This is a genomic window from Streptomyces sp. NBC_01352, assembly GCF_036237295.1.
GTDB lineage: Bacteria > Actinomycetota > Actinomycetes > Streptomycetales > Streptomycetaceae > Streptomyces > Streptomyces plumbiresistens.
The window spans coordinates 2252936-2271040 of the sequence record NZ_CP108354.1; the positions used below are offsets into that span (position 1 = coordinate 2252936).

Sequence of the window (18105 nt, forward strand, 5' to 3'; positions counted from 1 at the left end):
TCCTTCTCGTGCCGCCTCGGTCGCAGACTCGTCCGCCCTGTGCCGCCTGGGCGTGTCCCACTTTCACCACAGGCTGACACACGGCGACCTTCCCCCGTAAAAGTCAGACTTTTAAGTTTGAACGCGTCAGACCAGCTACTTCGCTCCGATCGAGGACTTCTTGAAGATGAGCACGCAGACACCGGACAGCTTGGAATGGACCGAACTCGACCGGCGTGCCGTCGACACCGCCCGCGTTCTTGCGGCCGATGCCGTGCAGCGGGTCGGGAACGGGCACCCGGGCACCGCGATGAGCCTGGCCCCGGCGGCGTACACGATCTTTCAGAAGGTGATGCGTCACGATCCGGCCGACCCGGAGTGGACGGGCCGTGACCGCTTCGTTCTGTCCCCCGGGCACACCTCGCTCACCCTCTACACGCAGCTCTTCCTCTCCGGGTACGAGCTGGAGCTGGACGACCTGAAGGCGTTCAGGACCCACGGTTCGAAGACGCCCGGCCACCCCGAGTACGGTCACACGGCCGGCGTCGAGACCACCACCGGTCCGCTCGGGCAGGGTGTCGCCAACGCGGTGGGCATGGCGATGGCCGCCCGCTACGAGCGCGGCCTGTTCGACCCGGAGGCGCCCGAGGGCGAGTCGCCCTTCGACCACACCATCTGGGCGATCGTCTCCGACGGCGACCTGGAGGAGGGCATCTCCGCCGAGGCCTCCTCCCTGGCCGGCCACCAGAAGCTCGGCAACCTGGTCTTCGTCTACGACGACAACCACATCTCCATCGAGGGCGACACGGCGACCGCGTTCTCCGAGGACGTGCTGAAGCGGTACGAGGCGTACGGCTGGCACGTGCAGCGGATCGAGCCCGGCGCCGACGGCGACATCGACGTGCACGCCCTGTACGCGGCCCTCACGTCCGCCAAGGCCGAGACCGGTCGGCCCTCGATCATCTCGATGCGCACGATCATCGCCTGGCCCGCACCGAACGCGCAGAACACCGAGGCCGCGCACGGCTCCGCGCTCGGCGAGGACGAGGTCGCCGCCACCAAGCGGGTCCTGGGCTTCGACCCCTCGCGCTCCTTCGAGGTGGCGGACGAGGTGCTGGCCCACGCCCGCCGGGCCCTGGACCGGGGCGCCGAGGCGCACGCGGCCTGGGACAAGCGGATCGACAAGTGGCGCGGCGCCAACCCCGAGCGTGCCAGGCTCTTCGACCGGGTCGTGGCGGGTCAGCTGCCCGAGGGCTGGGAGGACGCCCTGCCGGTCTTCGAGGAGGGCAAGTCCCTCGCGACCCGCGCCGCCTCCGGCAAGGTGCTGCAGTCGCTCGGCGCGGTGCTCCCCGAGCTGTGGGGCGGCTCCGCCGACCTGGCCGGCTCGAACAACACCACCATCGACAAGACGAGTTCCTTCCTGCCGAAGGGCAATCCGCTGCCGGAGGCCGACCCGTACGGCCGCACGATCCACTTCGGCATCCGCGAGCACTCCATGGCCGCGGAGATGAACGGCATCGCCCTGCACGGCAACACCCGTGTCTACGGCGGCACCTTCCTGGTGTTCTCCGACTACATGCGCAACGCCGTCCGCCTCTCCGCGCTGATGCAGCTGCCCGTGACGTACGTCTGGACGCACGACTCCATCGGTCTCGGCGAGGACGGCCCCACCCACCAGCCGGTGGAGCACCTCGCGTCCCTGCGCGCCATCCCGGGCCTGAACATCGTCCGGCCCGCCGACGCCAACGAGACCGCGATCGCCTGGGCCGAGATCCTCAAGCGGCACGCCACCAACCCGGCCCCTCACGGCCTCGCCCTCACCCGCCAGGGCGTGCCGACGTACGCGCCGAACCCGGACGCGGCTCGGGGCGGTTACGTACTGAAGGAGTCCTCCACCGGGACCCCGGACGTCGTCCTGATCGCCACCGGCTCCGAGGTGCAGCTCGCCGTGGCCGCGCGGGAGCAGTTGGAGGCCGAGGGGGTCGGCACCCGGGTGGTGTCGATGCCGTCCGTGGAGTGGTTCGAGGAGCAGCCGCGGGAGTACCGCGAGAGCGTGCTTCCGCCGTCGGTGAAGGCCCGCGTTGCGGTCGAGGCCGGGATCGGTCTGACGTGGTACCGGTTCGTGGGTGACGCAGGACGCATCGTCTCCCTCGAACACTTCGGCGCCTCCGCCGACGCCAAGATCCTGTTCGCCGAGTACGGCTTCACCGCCGAGAACGTCGCCGCCGCCGCCAGGGCTGTACTCAATTCAACGACGGGCCTCGCCGCCGCCCGCGGTTGATCCGATCGCCAGAAAGAAGATGATCAAAGTGACCGAAGGAACCGCGCCCGCAGGAGCACTCAAGCGCCTGTCCGACGAGGGCGTCTCCATCTGGCTGGACGACCTGTCGCGCAGGCGGATCGAATCCGGCAACCTCGCCGAACTCCTCGAGACGAAGCACGTGGTGGGCGTCACCACGAATCCGTCCATCTTCCAGGCCGCCATCGGCTCGGGAGAGGGCTACGAGGAGCAGCTGGGCGACCTCGCCGTGCGGGGCGTCACGGTGGACGAGGCCGTCCGCATGATGACGACCGCCGACGTGCGTGCAGCCGCCGATATCCTGCATTCTGTATACACATCCACCGGCGGTCGCGACGGACGGGTCTCCATCGAGGTCGACCCGCGGCTCGCCCACGACACGACGGCGACCATCGCCGAGGCCAGGCAGCTCTCCTGGCTGGTGGACCGCCCGAACGTCATGATCAAGATCCCGGCGACGAAGGCGGGCCTGCCGGCCATCACCGAGGTCATCGGCGCCGGCATCAGCGTCAACGTCACGCTGATCTTCTCCCTGGAGCGCTACCGCGAGGTCATGGACGCCTACCTGGCCGGCCTGGAGAAGGCACAGGCGAAGGGCCTGGACCTGTCCCGGATCCACTCCGTCGCCTCCTTCTTCGTCTCCCGGGTCGACTCCGAGATCGACAAGCGGCTGACGGTCCTCGGCACGGACGAGGCCCTCGCCCTGAAGGGGAAGGCCGCGCTGGCGAACGCCCGCCTCGCCTACGAGGCGTACGAGAGCGTCTTCGCCGGTGAGCGCTGGACTGCTCTGGCCGGCGCCAAGGCCAACAAGCAGCGTCCGCTGTGGGCGTCGACCGGTGTGAAGGATCCCGCATACAAGGACACGCTGTACGTCGACGATCTGGTCGCGCCGGGCACGGTCAACACGATGCCCGAGGCCACGCTGAACGCCACCGCCGACCGCGGCCGGATCACCGGCGACACCGTCACCGGCGGCTACGCGCAGGCCCGCGCCGACCTGGCCGCCGTGGAGAAGCTCGGGATCTCCTACGACGAGGTCGTGCAGCAGCTCGAGGACGAGGGCGTCGCCAAGTTCGCGGTGGCCTGGCAGGACCTGCTGGACGCCGTGACGAAGTCTCTGAACAGCAAGGGGGTTGACGGGGAATGAGCGAGGAGCTTCCCGAAACGACGGCTCCGGAAACAGCGGAGCCCGAGGAGACCGGGCCGGAGGCGACCGAGCCGGAGCAGACCGAGCCGGAGGCGACCGTCCCGGTCGTCCCGGTCCTCCCCGCGGCCGACTGGTCCAACCCGCTGCGCCATCCGCAGGACCGGCGCCTGCCCCGGATCGCGGGCCCGTCCGGTCTCGTCATCTTCGGTGTCACCGGCGACCTGTCCCGCAAGAAGCTGATGCCGGCCGTCTACGACCTGGCCAACCGCGGCATGCTCCCGCCGGGCTTCTCGCTGGTCGGCTTCGCCCGGCGCGACTGGGAGGACCAGGACTTCGCGCAGGTCGTGCACGACTCGGTGCGCGAGCACGCCCGGACGCCGTTCCGCGAGGAGGTCTGGCAGCAGCTCACCGAGGGCATGCGGTTCATTCCCGGCGACTTCGACGACGACACGGCGTTCAAGCAACTGCGCTCCGCCGTCGACGAGTTGGACGCCTCGCGCGGGACCAGCGGCAACTACGCCTTCTATCTCTCCGTGCCGCCGAAGTTCTTCCCGAAGGTCGTGCGGCAGCTGAAGAAGCACGGCCTGGCGAACGCCCCCGAGGGCTCCTGGCGGCGCGCGGTCATCGAGAAGCCGTTCGGGCGGGACCTGAAGAGCGCGCGCGAGCTGAACGCGCTCGTGCACGACGTGTTCGAGCCGGACCAGGTCTTCCGCATCGACCACTACCTCGGCAAGGAGACCGTCCAGAACATCCTGGCGCTCCGCTTCGCCAACCAGATGTACGAGCCGATCTGGAACCGGTCGTACGTCGACCACGTACAGATCACGATGGCCGAGGACATCGGCATCGGGGGCCGGGCCGGCTACTACGACGGCATCGGCGCCGCCCGTGACGTCATCCAGAACCACCTCCTGCAGCTGATGGCGCTGACCGCCATGGAGGAGCCGGCCGCCTTCGACGCCGAGTCGCTGCTCATGGAGAAGCTGAAGGTGCTCAAGGCCGTGAAGCTGCCGGAGGACATCGGCGCCCACACGGTGCGCGGGCAGTACGCCGAGGCCTGGCAGGGCGGCGAGCGGGTGCGCGGCTACCTCGACGAGGACGGCATCGACGCGTCCTCCACGACGGACACCTACGCCGCGATCAAGCTGAACGTCGACAACCGCAGGTGGGCGGGCGTCCCCTTCTACCTGCGCACCGGCAAGCGGCTGGGCCGCCGGGTCACCGAGATCGCGGTGGTCTTCCAGCGGGCCCCGCACTCCCCCTTCGACTCCACGGCCACCGAGGAGCTGGGCCAGAACGCGATCGTCATCCGCGTCCAGCCCGACGAGGGCATGACGGTCCGGTTCGGGTCGAAGGTGCCGGGCACCTCGATGGAGATCCGGGACGTCACGATGGACTTCGCGTACGGCGAGTCGTTCACGGAGTCCAGCCCGGAGGCGTACGAGCGGCTCATCCTGGATGTCCTCCTGGGAGACGCCAACCTGTTCCCCCGTCACCAGGAAGTGGAAGAGTCCTGGAAGATCCTCGACCCGATCGAGGAGCACTGGGCGAACCACGGCAGGCCGGCGCAGTACGCGTCGGGCAGCTGGGGACCCGAGGAAGCCGACGAGATGCTCGCACGAGACGGACGGAGCTGGCGCAGGCCATGAAGATCGACCTGACCGACACCACGGCAAGCAAGATCAACAAGGCGTTGGTGCAGGGTCGCCGCGCCATCGGCACCCCTGCTGTGGGCATGGTCCTGACGATGGTGATCGTCACGGACGAGGAGAACGCCTACGACGCGATCAAGGCGGCCGAGGAGGCCTCGCACGAGCACCCCTCGCGCACCCTGGTCGTCATCAAGCGGCACGCCCGCACCCCGCGCGACCGCACCAACTCCCACCTCGACGCCGAGGTGCGGGTGGGCGCCGACGCGGGCACCGGCGAGACGGTCATCCTCAGGACGTACGGCGAGGTGTCCGACCACGCCGACTCCGTCGTGCTGCCGCTGCTGCTGCCGGACGCGCCGGTCGTGGTGTGGTGGCCGGTGGACGCGCCGGAGAACCCGGCGAAGGACCCGCTGGGCGCGCTCGCCCAGCGCCGGATCACCGACCTGTACGCGGTGGAGAACCCGCTCCAGGTGCTGGACTCCCGGATCCGCACCTACGCGCCCGGCGACACCGACCTCGCCTGGACCCGGCTCACCCCGTGGCGTTCGATGCTGGCCGCGGCCCTGGACCAGGCCCGCGTGAAGGTGATCTCGGCGGCCGTGGAGGCCGAGGAGGAGAACCCCGCGGCCGAGCTGCTGGCCCGCTGGCTGGAGGCCCGCCTCGGCGTCACGGTCGACCGGATCGTCACCGCCGGACCGGTCGTCACGGCCGTGCGCCTGGGCACCGAGAACGGCGAGATCGTCATCGACCGCCCCGAGGGCCCGCTGGCCACGCTGTCCCTGCCGGGGCAGCCCTCGCGCACCCTCGCGCTGAAGGTCCGCACCACCTCCGAACTCATCGCCGAGGAGCTCAGGCGCCTCGACGCGGACGAGATGTACGCCGTCGCCCTGCGGGGCGAGGCCACCGAGGAGATCCCCGCACATGTCTGACTCCCCCACCGGCTCCCCTGCCGATTCCCCTTCCGACTCCCCCAGCCTCACCCGGCGACCCCAGTGGGCGGCCCTGGAGGACCACCGCGCCCAGTGGCACCCGCATCTGCGTGAGCTGTTCGCGACGGACCCCGGGCGCGCGGAGCGGTACGTCGTGCGCGTCGGCGACCTGCGCATCGACTACTCCAAGCACCTGATCACCGACGAGACCCTGGCCCTGCTCCAGGAACTCGCCGCCGCCACCGACGTGTTCGGGCTGCGCGACGCCATGGCCGACGGCGAGCGGATCAACATCACCGAGGACCGCGCCGTCCTGCACACCGCGCTGCGGGCGCCCGCGAACGCGGTGATCGAGGTCGACGGCGAGAACGTCGTCCCCAAGGTTCACGCGGTCCTCGACCAGATGACCTCCTTCGCCAACCGGGTGCGCTCCGGCGAGTGGACCGGCCACACCGGCAGGCGGATCAGGAACGTCGTCAACATCGGCATCGGCGGCTCGGACCTGGGCCCGGCGATGGCGTACGAGGCCCTGCGCGCGTACACCGCACGGGACCTGACGTTCCGCTTCGTGTCGAACGTGGACGGCGCCGACCTCCACGAGGCCGTCCGCGACCTGGATCCGGCGGAGACCCTGTTCATCGTCGCGTCCAAGACGTTCACCACCATCGAGACCATCACCAACGCCACCTCGGCCCGCTCCTGGCTGCTGCACGGCCCCGGCGGCCTCGGCGAGGACAAGGCCGTCGCGAAGCACTTCGTCGCCCTGTCGACGAACGCGGAGAAGGTCACCGAGTTCGGCATCGACCCGGACAACATGTTCCAGTTCTGGGACTGGGTCGGCGGCCGCTACTCGTTCGACTCGGCGATCGGCCTGTCGCTGATGATCGCCATCGGCCCGGACCACTTCCTGGAGATGCTCGACGGTTTCCGGATCGTCGACGAACACTTCCGCAACGAGCCCGCCGAGGACAACGCCCCGCTGATCCTGGGCCTGTTGGGCGTCTGGTACGGCAACTTCTTCGACGCCCAGTCGCACGCCGTCCTGCCGTACAGCCACTATCTGTCGAAGTTCACCGCGTACCTGCAGCAGCTCGACATGGAGTCCAACGGCAAGTCGGTGGACCGTGACGGCAAGGCGGTGGAGTGGCAAACCGGCCCCGTGGTGTGGGGCACGCCCGGCACCAACGGGCAGCACGCCTACTACCAGTTGATCCACCAGGGCACCAAGGTCATCCCGGCCGACCTGATCGGCTTCGCCCGCCCGGTGGGCGAGCTGAGCGACGAACTCAAGGCGCAGCACGACCTGTTGATGGCCAACCTGTTCGCGCAGGGCCAGGCGCTCGCCTTCGGCAAGACCGCGGACGAGGTCCGCGCGGAGGGCGTGGCCGAACACCAGGTCGCGCACCGCACGTTCCAGGGCAACCACCCCACGACGACGATCCTGGCGAAGGAACTCACGCCGTCCGTCCTCGGCCAGCTGATCGCCCTCTACGAGCACAAGGTGTTCGTCCAGGGCGCGATCTGGAACATCGACTCCTTCGACCAGTGGGGCGTCGAGCTCGGCAAGGTCCTCGCCAAGCGCGTCGAGCCCGCCCTCACCGAAGGCGCCGACGTGCCCGGTCTCGACCCCTCCACCGCCGCCCTCGTGGCCACCTATCGTGAACTGAAGGAAGTGCACTGACATGCAGCTCGGTCTCATCGGCCTCGGCAAGATGGGCGGCAACATGCGCGAGCGGATCCGCCGCGCCGGCCACACCGTCATCGGCTACGACCGCAACCCCGAACTCTCCGACGTGAGCGGCCTGGCCGAACTGGTCGACAAGCTCGAAGCCCCGCGCACGGTGTGGGTCATGGTCCCGGCCGGCGCCCCCACCCAGTCCGTCGTCGACGAACTCGGCGACCTCCTCTCCCCCGGCGACACGGTCGTGGACGGCGGCAACTCCCGCTGGACCGACGACGAGCAGCACGCCGCCGAACTCGGCGCCAAGGGCATCGGCTTCGTCGACGCGGGCGTCTCCGGCGGGGTGTGGGGCCTGAAGAACGGCTACGCCCTGATGGTCGGCGGCGACAAGGAGCACGTCGAGAGGCTGCGGCCGATCTTCGACGCCCTCAAGCCGGAAGGGCCGTCCGGGTTCGTCCACGCGGGCAAGGTCGGCGCCGGGCACTTCTCCAAGATGGTCCACAACGGTATCGAGTACGCCATGATGCAGGCGTACGCCGAGGGCTGGGAGCTCCTGGAGGCGGTGGACTCGGTCACCGACGTGCGCGAGGTCTTCCGCTCCTGGCAGGAGGGCACCGTCATCCGCTCCTGGCTGCTCGACCTGGCCGTCAACGCCCTCGACGAGGACGAGCACCTGCACAAGCTGCGCGGGTACGCGGAGGACTCCGGCGAGGGCCGCTGGACCGTCGAGGCGGCCATCGACAACGCGGTGCCGCTGCCGGCGATCACGGCGTCGTTGTTCGCCCGGTTCGCGTCCCGCCAGGACGACTCCCCGCAGATGAAGATGGTCGCGGCCCTGCGCAACCAGTTCGGCGGCCACGCCGTCGAGTCGGCGAAGGAGTAGTCCGGCCGTGGGGGATCTTCTTCTGGTCCGCCACGGTGAGACGGAGTGGAGCGTGTCGGGACAGCACACCAGCTGGACCGACCTGCCCCTCACCCAGCACGGCGAGGAACAGGCCAAGTTGCTCGCTCCGCTCCTCTCGTCGCGGACCTTCGCTCTCGCCCTGTCCAGCCCGTTCGGCCGCGCGATACGCACCGCCGAACTGGCGGGCCTCACCGGGGTCGTGTCCGACCCCGACCTGCACGAGTGGGACTACGGCGGCTACGAGGGCGTCACCACCGTGGACATCCACCGCACCCGGCCCGACTGGTACCTGTGGACCGACGGCGTGCCGCCCGGCCCCGACGGGCATCCCGGCGAGTCGCCCGCCGAGGTGGGACTGCGCGCCGACCGGGTGCTCGCCCGCGTGGACGCCGCCCTCCCCGACGGTGACGTCATCCTCGTGGCCCACGGCCACTTCCTGCGCGTGCTGACGGCACGCCGGCTGGGACTGGATCCCGCGGACGGGCGGCTGTTCCAGCTCGCGACGGCGACATACAGTCGACTGTCCACGGAACACGGTCGACCGGTGATCGCGGAGTGGAACACCAAGCCGTAGGCCGAGGCAGGACCCGGACCGCAGTAGGTTCCGGACGCGGGCGACGAGCGTTGGCCGCGTCCGGAACCCGCCCACCACGGGGGCGGGTTGACACCCGGGGAGCGGCACGTCAGAGTCCCGGCTGATGGAGATCGACAACTTGACGCCGGCCGAACTGCGGGTGTGGCGTGCCTTTCCCCGGGGCGAGTCCGTGAACTTCCGTGGCTCGGACGACGAGGATGTGGCCCAGGGTGCGGACTGGGGCCCCGAACGGACCGTCCGGGGCGCCGTGTTGCGGACGCTGCTGCTCAACGGCCCGCAGGAGGACGGGGAGATACCCGCCCTCAAACTGTCGGGCGCCCGCATCACCGGCGTACTCGACCTGCGGTACGGGACGAGCGACCACGCGGTACGGCTGAGCCACTGCTTCTTCGAGGACACCCCGCTGCTGTACGCGTCCCGGCTGCGCCAGCTGAACCTCAGCTGGTCCGTACTGCCGGGACTGACCGCCGCCACCATGCAGGTCGAGGGCGTCCTGCGGATGACGGACTGCCGCTTCCTCGGGCCGGTGCGGCTCGGCGGGGCGCAGCTCGCCGGAGCCCTGTTCATGGACCGCGCGGAGTTCACCGCGTCGGGCACCGACGAGCCGGCCCTCCAGCTCAACCAGGTGACCATCGGCGACGACCTGTGGGCTCCCGGGCTGCGGGCGCACGGGGAGGTGCGTCTCAACGGCGCCACGGTCGCCGGGTCGGTCAATCTCAACGACGCGCACCTCAGCCACCCCGGCGAGGTCGTCCTCGACGCACAGACCCTCGTGGTGGAGGGCGACATCCATCTGCGGCACGTGCGCACCCAAGGCTGGATCGGCCTGCGGGGCGCCCGGATCGCGGGCCGCCTCGACCTGTCGTACGCCCGGCTGTCGAACCCGGGAGACGGCGTGCTGCGGGCGAGCAGCTCCACCATCGGAGAGCTGTGGCTGCGTAAGAGTCCGCCCGCGGAAGGCACCCTCAATCTGCTCCGCGCCCAGATCGACGAACTGTTCGTGGAGCCGGAAGCGGTGCCCGCCCGGGTCCTGCTCAACGGGCTCGTCTACACCTCCCTCTCCCCGCACGAGCCCGCCGCGCGCCGCCTGGAGATGGTGGAGCGCGACGACGAGGGCTACGTCCCGCACGCCTACGAGCAGCTGACCGCCGCCTACCTGCGCATCGGCGACGACCACGCCGCCCGGCTCGTCCAGCTCGCCAAGCAGCGCCGGCACCGCACCACGCTCCCCTGGTACGGCCGCCTGTGGGGCCATGTCCAGGACGCCGCCGTCGGCTACGGCTTCCGCCCGCTGCGCGCCTTCGGGTGGCTGCTGTCGCTGCTCGTGATCGGCTCGGTCGCGTACGCGCTGCACCACCCGCGCCCGCTGAAGCCGTCCGAGGCCCCCGACTTCAACCCGCTGTTCTACACGCTCGATCTGCTGCTGCCGGTGATCTCCTTCGGTCAGGAGGGCGCCTTCGCGCCGGAGGGCGGGTACCAGACGCTGTCGTACGCCCTGGTGATCGCCGGCTGGATCCTGGCCACGACGGTCTTCGCCGGCGTGACCCGGACCGTCAGCCGCCAGTGAGCCGCCGCACCGCGTGCTGGGCGGCGAGGCGGACGGGGGCGTTCTGGGCGCCGTAGCCGCGGTAGCCGCCGTCGCGCTGGACCAGTTCGAAGAAGACGCGGCCGATGGTGGGCGTGTAGCAGTGGCGGAACTCGCCGTGCGCGTCGCGGTCGTAGAGGATGCCGAGTTCACGGTACGTCTCCAGCTCGCCGTCGGTGAACTCGTACCGGGCCGCCAGGTCGTCGTAGTAGTTGGCGGGGATCGGCAGCAGCCGGCCGCCGGCCTCGGCGAAGCGGCGGGCCGCGGCGACGACGTCGTCGGTGGCCAGCGCGATGTGCTGGGCGTGGACCGTGTCGTCGGTGGGGGCCGCGCCGACGGTCAGGGCGATCCGGACGCTGCCGTCGTCGGTGGTGACGGCGCGGCTGCGCATCAGCCCGTAGGGGTCGGCGACGTCGACGCTCTCCTGCGCGTGCAGGCCGAGCACGCTGCGGTGGAAGAGGGCGGCCTCGTCGAAGTGGTGCCAGGGCTGGGTGAGCGCGAGGTGGTCGATGCGGGCCGCGTGTCCGGGTGCCGGCGCCTGGGCGATGTCCTCGAAGTCGGCTCGCCAGTTGGGGAGTTCGGGGCGGTCCGTCGCGCAGAAGAACAGCTCCGTGCCGTCGGGGGCGAGCACGGCGTCCAGTTGCGCGTCTTCCGGGGCGCGGCGGCGGGGCAGCACGGGGGCCAGAAGGGCCTCGGCGCGGCGGGCGGCGACCGTCGGGTCCGGTGACTCCAGCCCGATCGCGGCGAGCCCGGTGCCGTCACGGCGTACGGCGGTCCCGGTGTTGACCAGGAGTCGGGCCTCGCCCTGCTGCCACAGGTCGACGGGCTTGCTGCGGTGCCGTGCGGTGCGGGCGAAGCCCAGCGCGCCGAGCACCGCCGAGAGCGGTTCGGCGTCGGGTGTCACCAGTTCGGCGAAGGCGATGCCGGTCGGGGCGACCGAGGCGGGCGGTGCGGCGATACCGACCGTCTCCTGGAGGACCAGGAGGGAACGCCGGGCGTCCACGGCGGTGGGACCGGCCTCGGCCTGGCGGAAGACGTCGTTGAAGATCTCCAGGGAGAGCGGACCGTCGTATCCCGTATGCAGAACACTGCGGACGAGCCCGGCGACGTCGAAGCCGCCCTGTCCCGGGAAGCAGCGGTAGTGGCGGCTCCACTGCAGGACGTCCATCGCGAGCAGCGGGGCGTCGGCCAGCTGGAGGAAGAAGATCTTCTCTCCGGGGATGTCCGCTATGCCTTCGAGGTCCTTGGGGTCCGACCCCCGGGAGAGGATGTGGAAGCTGTCCAGGCAGGTGCCGAGCGCCGGGTGGCCAGCGGTCTCCACGATGTGCCAGGCGTGGTCGTAGGTGCTGACGTGCCGTCCCCACGCGAGCGCCTCGTAGGCGACCCGGATGCCGAAGTCCTGCGCCAGGTCGGCCAGCCGGGCCAGCTGCTCGGCGGCGAGGGCGTCGTCGTCCGCGGCGAGCGGGGAGACGCTGGAGCAGACGAGGACCGTGTCGGCACCGAGCCTGTTCATCAGCTCGAACTTGTGCCGGGCGCGGCGCAGGTTGCGGGCGAACTCGTCCTCGGGCACGGCCTCGATGTCCCGCATCGGCTGGTAGAGGTCGATGGTGAGGCCGAGGTCGGCGCAGCGGGCGCGGATCTCCTCGGGGGTGAGAGGGCTGGCGAGCAGGTCGTTCTCGAAGATCTCCACGCCGTCGAAGCCGGCCCGGGAGGCGGCCGTGAGCTTCTCGGTGAGGGATCCGCTGAGGGAGACGGTGGCGATGGACGTACGCATGTCGGTACCTCTGTCTGTCGGGACGCCCGGTACTACCCGGTACTACTTGGGTGCCGGTACGGCGCCGGCCAGCTCCGCGATGTCCGCGAGCATCCGCGCGCTGTCGGGTTCCCGGCCGGTGAACAGGCGGAACGCGTCCGCGGCCTGGAAGACGGCCATGCCGCCGCCGTCGAGCGTGGCGCAGCCGAGCGCGCGGGCGGTGCCCAGCAGCTCGGTCTCCAGGGGGCGGTAGACCACCTCGGCCACCCACAGGCCGGGGTGCAGGAGTGCGGCGGGGAAGGGCAGGCCGGGGTGGGCGGCCATGCCGGTGGGGGTGGCGTGGACCAGGCCGTCGGCCCGGGCGAGCAGCTCCGCCAGCCGGCCGGGAGTGGCGGCGAGTGCCCGCCCCTCGCCGAAGTGGCGGTTCAGGGAGTCGGCGAGAGCGGCCGCCCGCTCGGGCATCGCGTCCACGACGGTGACCCGCTCGGCGCCGAGGGTGAGCATGGCGTGCGCGACGGCCGCGCCCGCACCGCCCGCGCCCAGCTGCACGACCCGCTCCAGCGGTGCGTCGGGCAGCCCGCGCGCGAAGGAGGCGGCGAAGCCGGTGACGTCGGTGTTGTGGCCGACGGCCCGGCCGTCCTCCTCGAAGACGACGGTGTTGACCGCGCCCAGCGCCTCGGCCTGCGGGGCTAGGGCGTCCAGGTGCCGGATGACCTGCTGCTTGCAGGGGTGCGTGATGTTGAGCCCGTCGAAGCCCAGCTGCCGGGCCGCCCGGACCAGGTCGCCCACCGCCTCGGGCGGGACCCCGAGGGTGTCGATGTCGAGGAGCCGGTACACATAGCGCAGACCCTGACGGTCGGCCTCCCGCTCGTGCAGCGCGGGACTGAGCGAGGGCCCGATACCGGAACCGATCAGACCGACGAGATACGAGTCCTTGGGCACCACGCGGGACCTCCTGAGCGGCTCACAATGTACGAACTAGTACGTTAGCTATATCAGCCTCATCGGTCCACGGGAAGCCCTCGGACGATGACCGAGGTCCTGCGCGGCGCCCGTCCTTCTACAATCTGCGGCACTGACCCGTAAGCCCGAAGGAACGCGATGACCAGCGTCGAAGAACCGGCACGACCGAACGGGCGCATCCGTGACGCCGTCCGCACCCAGGCCGAGATTCTCGATGTGGCGACCCAGGAGTTCGCCCGGGCAGGCTTCGCCGGGGCCCGCGTGGACGAGATCGCGGCCCGCACCCGCACCACCAAGCGGATGATCTACTACTACTTCGGCGGCAAGGAGCAGCTGTTCACGGCCGTGCTCGAGCGGGCGTACGCCGTGATCCGCGAGGCCGAGCAGGGGCTCGACGTCGAACACCTGGACCCGGTCGCCGCCATCCGGCGCCTGGCTGAGGTCACCTTCGACCACCACGAGCAGCACCCCGACTTCATCCGCCTGGTGAGCATCGAGAACATCCACGAGGCCGTGCACATCGCCGCCTCCGAGAAGCTCGGCAAGATCAGCTCGCCGGCGCTCGACGTGATCCGCCGGATCCTGGAACAGGGGCAGAAGTCGGGGCTGTTCACGGCCGACGTGGACGCCGTCGACCTGCACGCGATGATCAGCGCGTTCTGCTTCTTCCGGGTCGCCAACCGGCACACCTTCGGCGCCCTGTTCGGCCGCGACCTGATCGATCCCGCCCAGCGCGAGCACTACCGCGCGATGCTCGGCGACATGGTGATCGCCTACCTGACGGCGGAGCGCGCGACGGACTGAGGGCGGACGGGCAGCGCCTGAACAGGAAGGTCCTTCCGTGGATCCTTCCGTACGACCTCTTGACACGCGGGAAACGTCGGCGCAACATCCCACCCACCGCCACTAACTATCCAGTGGGTTAATTAGCCGAAGATCCGGCCCCTCTCCCCTCCGCTCACTCCGCCTATGGTGGGGTTCCCCCGAAGGAGCACGCCGTGTCCGTCCCCGTCGCCGCGCCCCCAGGCCAGCCGAAAAAAGCCGCCACTGCGGCCTGGATCGGCAGCGCCCTGGAGTACTACGACTTCTTCATCTACGGCAGCGCGGCCGCGCTGATCTTCCCCGAGGTCTTCTTCGACGAGTCCGACCCGGCCACCGCGACCCTGCTGTCGCTGGCCACGTTCGGCGTCGCGTACGCGGCCCGCCCGGTCGGCGCGCTCTTCCTCGGGCACTTCGGCGACAAGCTCGGCCGCAAGAAGATCATGGTCTTCACGCTGATCCTGATGGGCGTTTCGACGTTCCTCATCGGCTGTCTGCCCACCCGCGACCAGGTCGGCACCCTCGCCCCCGTCCTGCTCGTGCTGTGCCGTGTCCTGCAGGGCATCTCGGCGGCCGGTGAGCAGGCCAGCGCCAACTCCATGTCACTGGAGCACGCGCCGCCCGAGCGGCGCGGCTTCTTCACCAGTTTCACCCTCAGCGGCACCCAGGGCGGCCAGCTGCTCGCCACGCTGGTCTTCATCCCCGTCGCCGCGCTGCCCGACGACCAGCTGCTGTCCTGGGGCTGGCGGGTGCCGTTCTGGATGAGTGTCGCGGTCGCCGTCGTCGGCTTCGTCATCCGCCGCAAGCTGGACGAGACCCCGGCCTTCGCCCAGCAGACCGCCAAGGAGGGCGTCGTCAGGATGCCGCTGGCGATCCTGCTCCGCGAGCACTGGGCGGACGTCCTGCGGGTCGTCGCGGGCGCCCTGATCGCCTCGGTCAGCACGATCTTCACGGTGTGGGCGCTGTCGTACGCGACCAGCGACACGGTCGGTATGAGCCGCTCCTCCATGCTGTGGGTGGGCGCGCTCGCCAACCTCGTCGCGCTCGCCGCGATCCCGCTGTGGGCCACCCTGTCCGACCGCATCGGCCGCCGCCCGGTCTTCCTGGTGGGAGCCGTCGGCAGCGCGGTGATGATGTTCCTGTACCTGTGGGCGATCTCCACGGGCTCCTACGCCCTGACCCTGATCCTCGGCATCGTCACCTTCGGCGTCGTCTACAGCGCCGCGAACGGGGTCTGGCCCTCCTTCTACGGCGAGATGTTCTCCACCCGCGTCCGGCTGTCCGGCATGGCCATCGGCACCCAGATCGGCTTCGCCGTGGCCGGTTTCGCGGTCACCTTCGCCGCGCAGATCGCGGGCCCGGACGGCGACGACTGGTCGGCGGTGGCCCTGTTCACCGCCGCCCTGTGCGTCCCGCCGGTCGTCGCCGCCCTCACGGCCCGCGAGACCCACAAGGTCCCAACCGAGCAGCTCGGCGAGCGGTCCCCCGAGGGGGCGCGGCAGCCGGAGAAGGTCACCGCCTGATCCCGCCGTTTCCCGTGCCCCCGGAGCCTCGACGGGTTCCGGGGGCATGTCGTGTGCCGGGGGCAGGTCGTGTGCCGGGCGTGCTCCCCTGCGCCCCGTTGACAGATGACGTCCTGGGCAAGAACATCGGCCGAACCAAGCAGAAAAGGACACCTCTGCGCGCGCTGCGACATCCCTGACCCCGAGGGGGAGAACCTCCGCGCGCACCGGCCGGTTTCAGGGGCGGCCGGTGCGCGCGGAGTATTACCGGTCGCCCACCCCTGCTGCGGGGGGCGTGAGGGGAACGGCGGCCGCCCCCTGCGCGCTCAAGAACAACCGCCCCTGCCACTCATCCCGGGGTCAGCCCTGAGAACTCCTCCGGGGAACCCCGTACGCCCGCTCCACCTTCAGCCGCAGCACCAGCCGGCGGTCGCGGACCATCGCGGCCCGGTAGTCCTCCCAGTCGGGGTGCTCGCCCAGGACGTCACGGTAGAGGCGGATGAGCTCCTCCACCGTCTCGTCGTACGGGTCCTTCGCCACGGGCGTGAGGTCGGCCGTGCCCTCGGCGACCGTGTACGCCCACCGGTCGGCGCTGGTCACGTGGTACGACGCCCTCGGATCGCGGCGCAGATTGCGGGTCTTGGCGCGGTCGTCGGTGATCGAGACCCGGATGATCCGCTCGTCCGGGTAGTAGGCGTGGCTGACGTTCGACAGCTGGGGCCGCCCGTCGCGCTTGAGGGTCACCAGGACCCCGCCGTGGCTTTCGGAGAGCAGGTGCAGCAGCGCGTCCTGAGTCATGCCCTGATCAACCCGGCGGACCGAGCCGTGTATTCCGCGTATTCCCCGTGCTCCGGGTTTTCCGTCGTGGCCGTGGCCGGTGCGACGGCCTGCGGGACGCTGCTTGGTGCGTTCCCTCACAGCGATCGACGATCATGCTGATGCGGGGGACCGTAGAGCCGTTCCTGCGCGACGATGATGTCTGAGGTCGTCACGGCGGGGTATTTGCCGGACCACCTCGACGAACGCGACGGAGGAGAACGATGGCACTGCTGCGACAAGAGGTGGACCCGGGTGAGGTCGGGCTGGACGCCAAGGCGCTGGACCGCCTCGACCAGCACTTCGCCCACTACGTCGACGAGGGCCGCATGCCCGGCTACCTCGTGGCAGTCTCCCGCGGCGGACGCGTCGCCCACCTCACGACGCACGGCCACCGCGACCTCGCGGCCGGGCTGCCCGTCGAGGCCGACACCCTGTGGCGGATCTACTCCATGACCAAACCGGTCACCGCGGTCGCCGCGCTGATCCTGGTGGAGGAGGGTCGCCTGTCGCTGGACGACCCGGTCGAACGGTTCGTTCCGGCCTTCGCGGAGCCTCGGGTGTACGTCAGCGGCTCCGGCGCCGACACCGTGACCCGCCCGGCCGACGGTCCGATACGAGTGCGGCACCTGCTGACCCACACCTCGGGCCTGACCTTCGCCTTCTACCACGCGCACCCCGTCGACGCCCTCTACCGCGAGGCCGGTCTGGAGTCGTCGGTGGTACCGGGCTCGGACCTGGCCCGGACGACCGAGGTGTACGCGAGCCTGCCGCTGCAGTTCGAGCCGGGCACCCAGTGGAACTACTCGGTCGCCTCCAACGTGCTGGGCCGGATCATCGAGGTGGCGTCGGGGCAGCCGCTGGACACGTTCTTCGCCGAGCGGATCTTCGGCCCGCTCGGGATGACCGACGCCGGTTTCCGCGTCACCGAGGACCAGGCGCCCAGACTCTGCGAGTTGTACGGCGAAGCCGACGGCGGCATCGAGCCGATCCCCGGCCTCCCGCTGCACGGCCGCCCGCGCTTCCTGTCGGGCAGCGGCGGCATGGTGGCCTCCGCCCACGACGTCCACCGCTTCATGGAACTGCTGCGCCGCCGCGGCGAACTCGACGGCACCCGTCTCCTCGCTCCCCAGACGGTGGAGCTGATGACGTCGAACCACCTCCCGGGCGGCGCCGACCTGCGCTCCTTCGGCAGCCGCCCCGCCCACGACGAACCCGGCAACGACGGCGTCGGCTTCGGCCTCGGCGTCTCCGTGGTCATCGACCCGGCCCGCACGCAGGCACCCTCGGGGCTCGGGACGTACGGCTGGAGCGGCGTCGCGACCACGACGTTCTGGGTGGACCCGAGCCGGGACCTGACGGTGCAGTTCATGACGCAGGTGCGGCCGAAGAGCTCGCACACGATCTTCCCGGATCTGAAGCGGCTGGTGCACGAGGCGGTCGCCGAGTAGGAACCGGGCCCGGATCGGTCGCGCACGTGC

Annotated in this window: 14 protein-coding genes; 11 read left to right on the forward strand and 3 right to left on the reverse strand. The window is 70.5% G+C overall.

All coding sequences use genetic code 11. The features are described 5' to 3' along the window. Window positions 1-166: 166 nt before the first annotated feature. The 8 genes from tkt (at window position 167) to OG252_RS10735 (ending at window position 10753) form a co-directional block, all read left to right on the forward strand. A complete protein-coding gene (tkt, locus tag OG252_RS10700; RefSeq protein ID WP_329335502.1) occupies window positions 167-2260 on the forward strand; it encodes a transketolase in 2094 nt (697 codons plus the stop codon). A gap of 19 nt (window positions 2261-2279) precedes the next feature. Continuing rightward, window positions 2280-3425, forward strand: coding sequence for a transaldolase (tal, locus tag OG252_RS10705; RefSeq protein ID WP_329335504.1), 1146 nt, complete (start codon window positions 2280-2282; stop codon window positions 3423-3425). After that, window positions 3422-5074, forward strand: a complete 1653-nt coding sequence (gene zwf, locus OG252_RS10710; protein WP_266450203.1) for a glucose-6-phosphate dehydrogenase — start codon at window positions 3422-3424, stop codon at window positions 5072-5074. The genes tal and zwf overlap by 4 nt, the downstream gene beginning before the upstream one ends. Beyond that, a complete protein-coding gene (opcA, locus tag OG252_RS10715; RefSeq protein WP_266450201.1) occupies window positions 5071-6006 on the forward strand; it encodes a glucose-6-phosphate dehydrogenase assembly protein OpcA in 936 nt (311 codons plus the stop codon). Before zwf ends, opcA begins: the two co-directional genes overlap by 4 nt. Continuing rightward, a complete protein-coding gene (gene pgi / locus OG252_RS10720; RefSeq protein WP_266450199.1) occupies window positions 5999-7687 on the forward strand; it encodes a glucose-6-phosphate isomerase in 1689 nt (562 codons plus the stop codon). Before opcA ends, pgi begins: the two co-directional genes overlap by 8 nt. Window position 7688: 1 nt before the next feature. Further along, window positions 7689-8570: a phosphogluconate dehydrogenase (NAD(+)-dependent, decarboxylating) gene (gene gnd / locus OG252_RS10725; protein ID WP_266450198.1), complete on the forward strand. Its 882-nt coding sequence runs from the start codon at window positions 7689-7691 to the stop codon at window positions 8568-8570. Window positions 8571-8577: 7 nt separating this feature from the next. Beyond that, the gene (locus OG252_RS10730; protein ID WP_329335507.1) at window positions 8578-9165 is read left to right on the forward strand and encodes a histidine phosphatase family protein; all 588 of its coding nucleotides are present in this window, start codon (window positions 8578-8580) and stop codon (window positions 9163-9165) included. Between the two features lie 124 nt (window positions 9166-9289). Continuing rightward, the gene (locus OG252_RS10735; RefSeq protein ID WP_329335509.1) at window positions 9290-10753 is read left to right on the forward strand and encodes a membrane-associated oxidoreductase; all 1464 of its coding nucleotides are present in this window, start codon (window positions 9290-9292) and stop codon (window positions 10751-10753) included. On the opposite strand, the gene OG252_RS10740 is transcribed toward OG252_RS10735, so the two are convergent. Beyond that, window positions 10740-12545, reverse strand: coding sequence for a bifunctional sugar phosphate isomerase/epimerase/4-hydroxyphenylpyruvate dioxygenase family protein (locus tag OG252_RS10740; RefSeq protein ID WP_329335510.1), 1806 nt, complete (start codon window positions 12543-12545; stop codon window positions 10740-10742). The two genes, OG252_RS10735 and OG252_RS10740, sit on opposite strands and share 14 nt — an antisense overlap. 42 nt (window positions 12546-12587) lie before the next feature. Next, window positions 12588-13466 (reverse strand): shikimate dehydrogenase, encoded by an 879-nt coding sequence (locus OG252_RS10745; protein ID WP_329345117.1) that lies wholly within the window; start codon window positions 13464-13466, stop codon window positions 12588-12590. 159 nt (window positions 13467-13625) lie between these two features. On the opposite strand from OG252_RS10745, the gene OG252_RS10750 reads away from it, so the two are divergent. Both OG252_RS10750 and OG252_RS10755 read left to right on the forward strand, forming a co-directional pair. Further along, the gene (locus OG252_RS10750; protein WP_266450194.1) at window positions 13626-14291 is read left to right on the forward strand and encodes a TetR/AcrR family transcriptional regulator; all 666 of its coding nucleotides are present in this window, start codon (window positions 13626-13628) and stop codon (window positions 14289-14291) included. A 194-nt stretch (window positions 14292-14485) separates the two neighbouring features. After that, window positions 14486-15829, forward strand: coding sequence for an MFS transporter (locus tag OG252_RS10755; protein WP_329335512.1), 1344 nt, complete (start codon window positions 14486-14488; stop codon window positions 15827-15829). 339 nt (window positions 15830-16168) lie between these two features. Here the strand turns inward: OG252_RS10755 and OG252_RS10760 are convergent, their stop codons facing one another. After that, window positions 16169-16606 (reverse strand): PPOX class F420-dependent oxidoreductase, encoded by a 438-nt coding sequence (locus OG252_RS10760; RefSeq protein WP_329335514.1) that lies wholly within the window; start codon window positions 16604-16606, stop codon window positions 16169-16171. 242 nt (window positions 16607-16848) lie between these two features. Between OG252_RS10760 and OG252_RS10765 the strand changes: the two genes are divergently transcribed. Then, window positions 16849-18075, forward strand: a complete 1227-nt coding sequence (locus OG252_RS10765; RefSeq protein WP_266450190.1) for a serine hydrolase domain-containing protein — start codon at window positions 16849-16851, stop codon at window positions 18073-18075. Window positions 18076-18105: the final 30 nt, after the last annotated feature.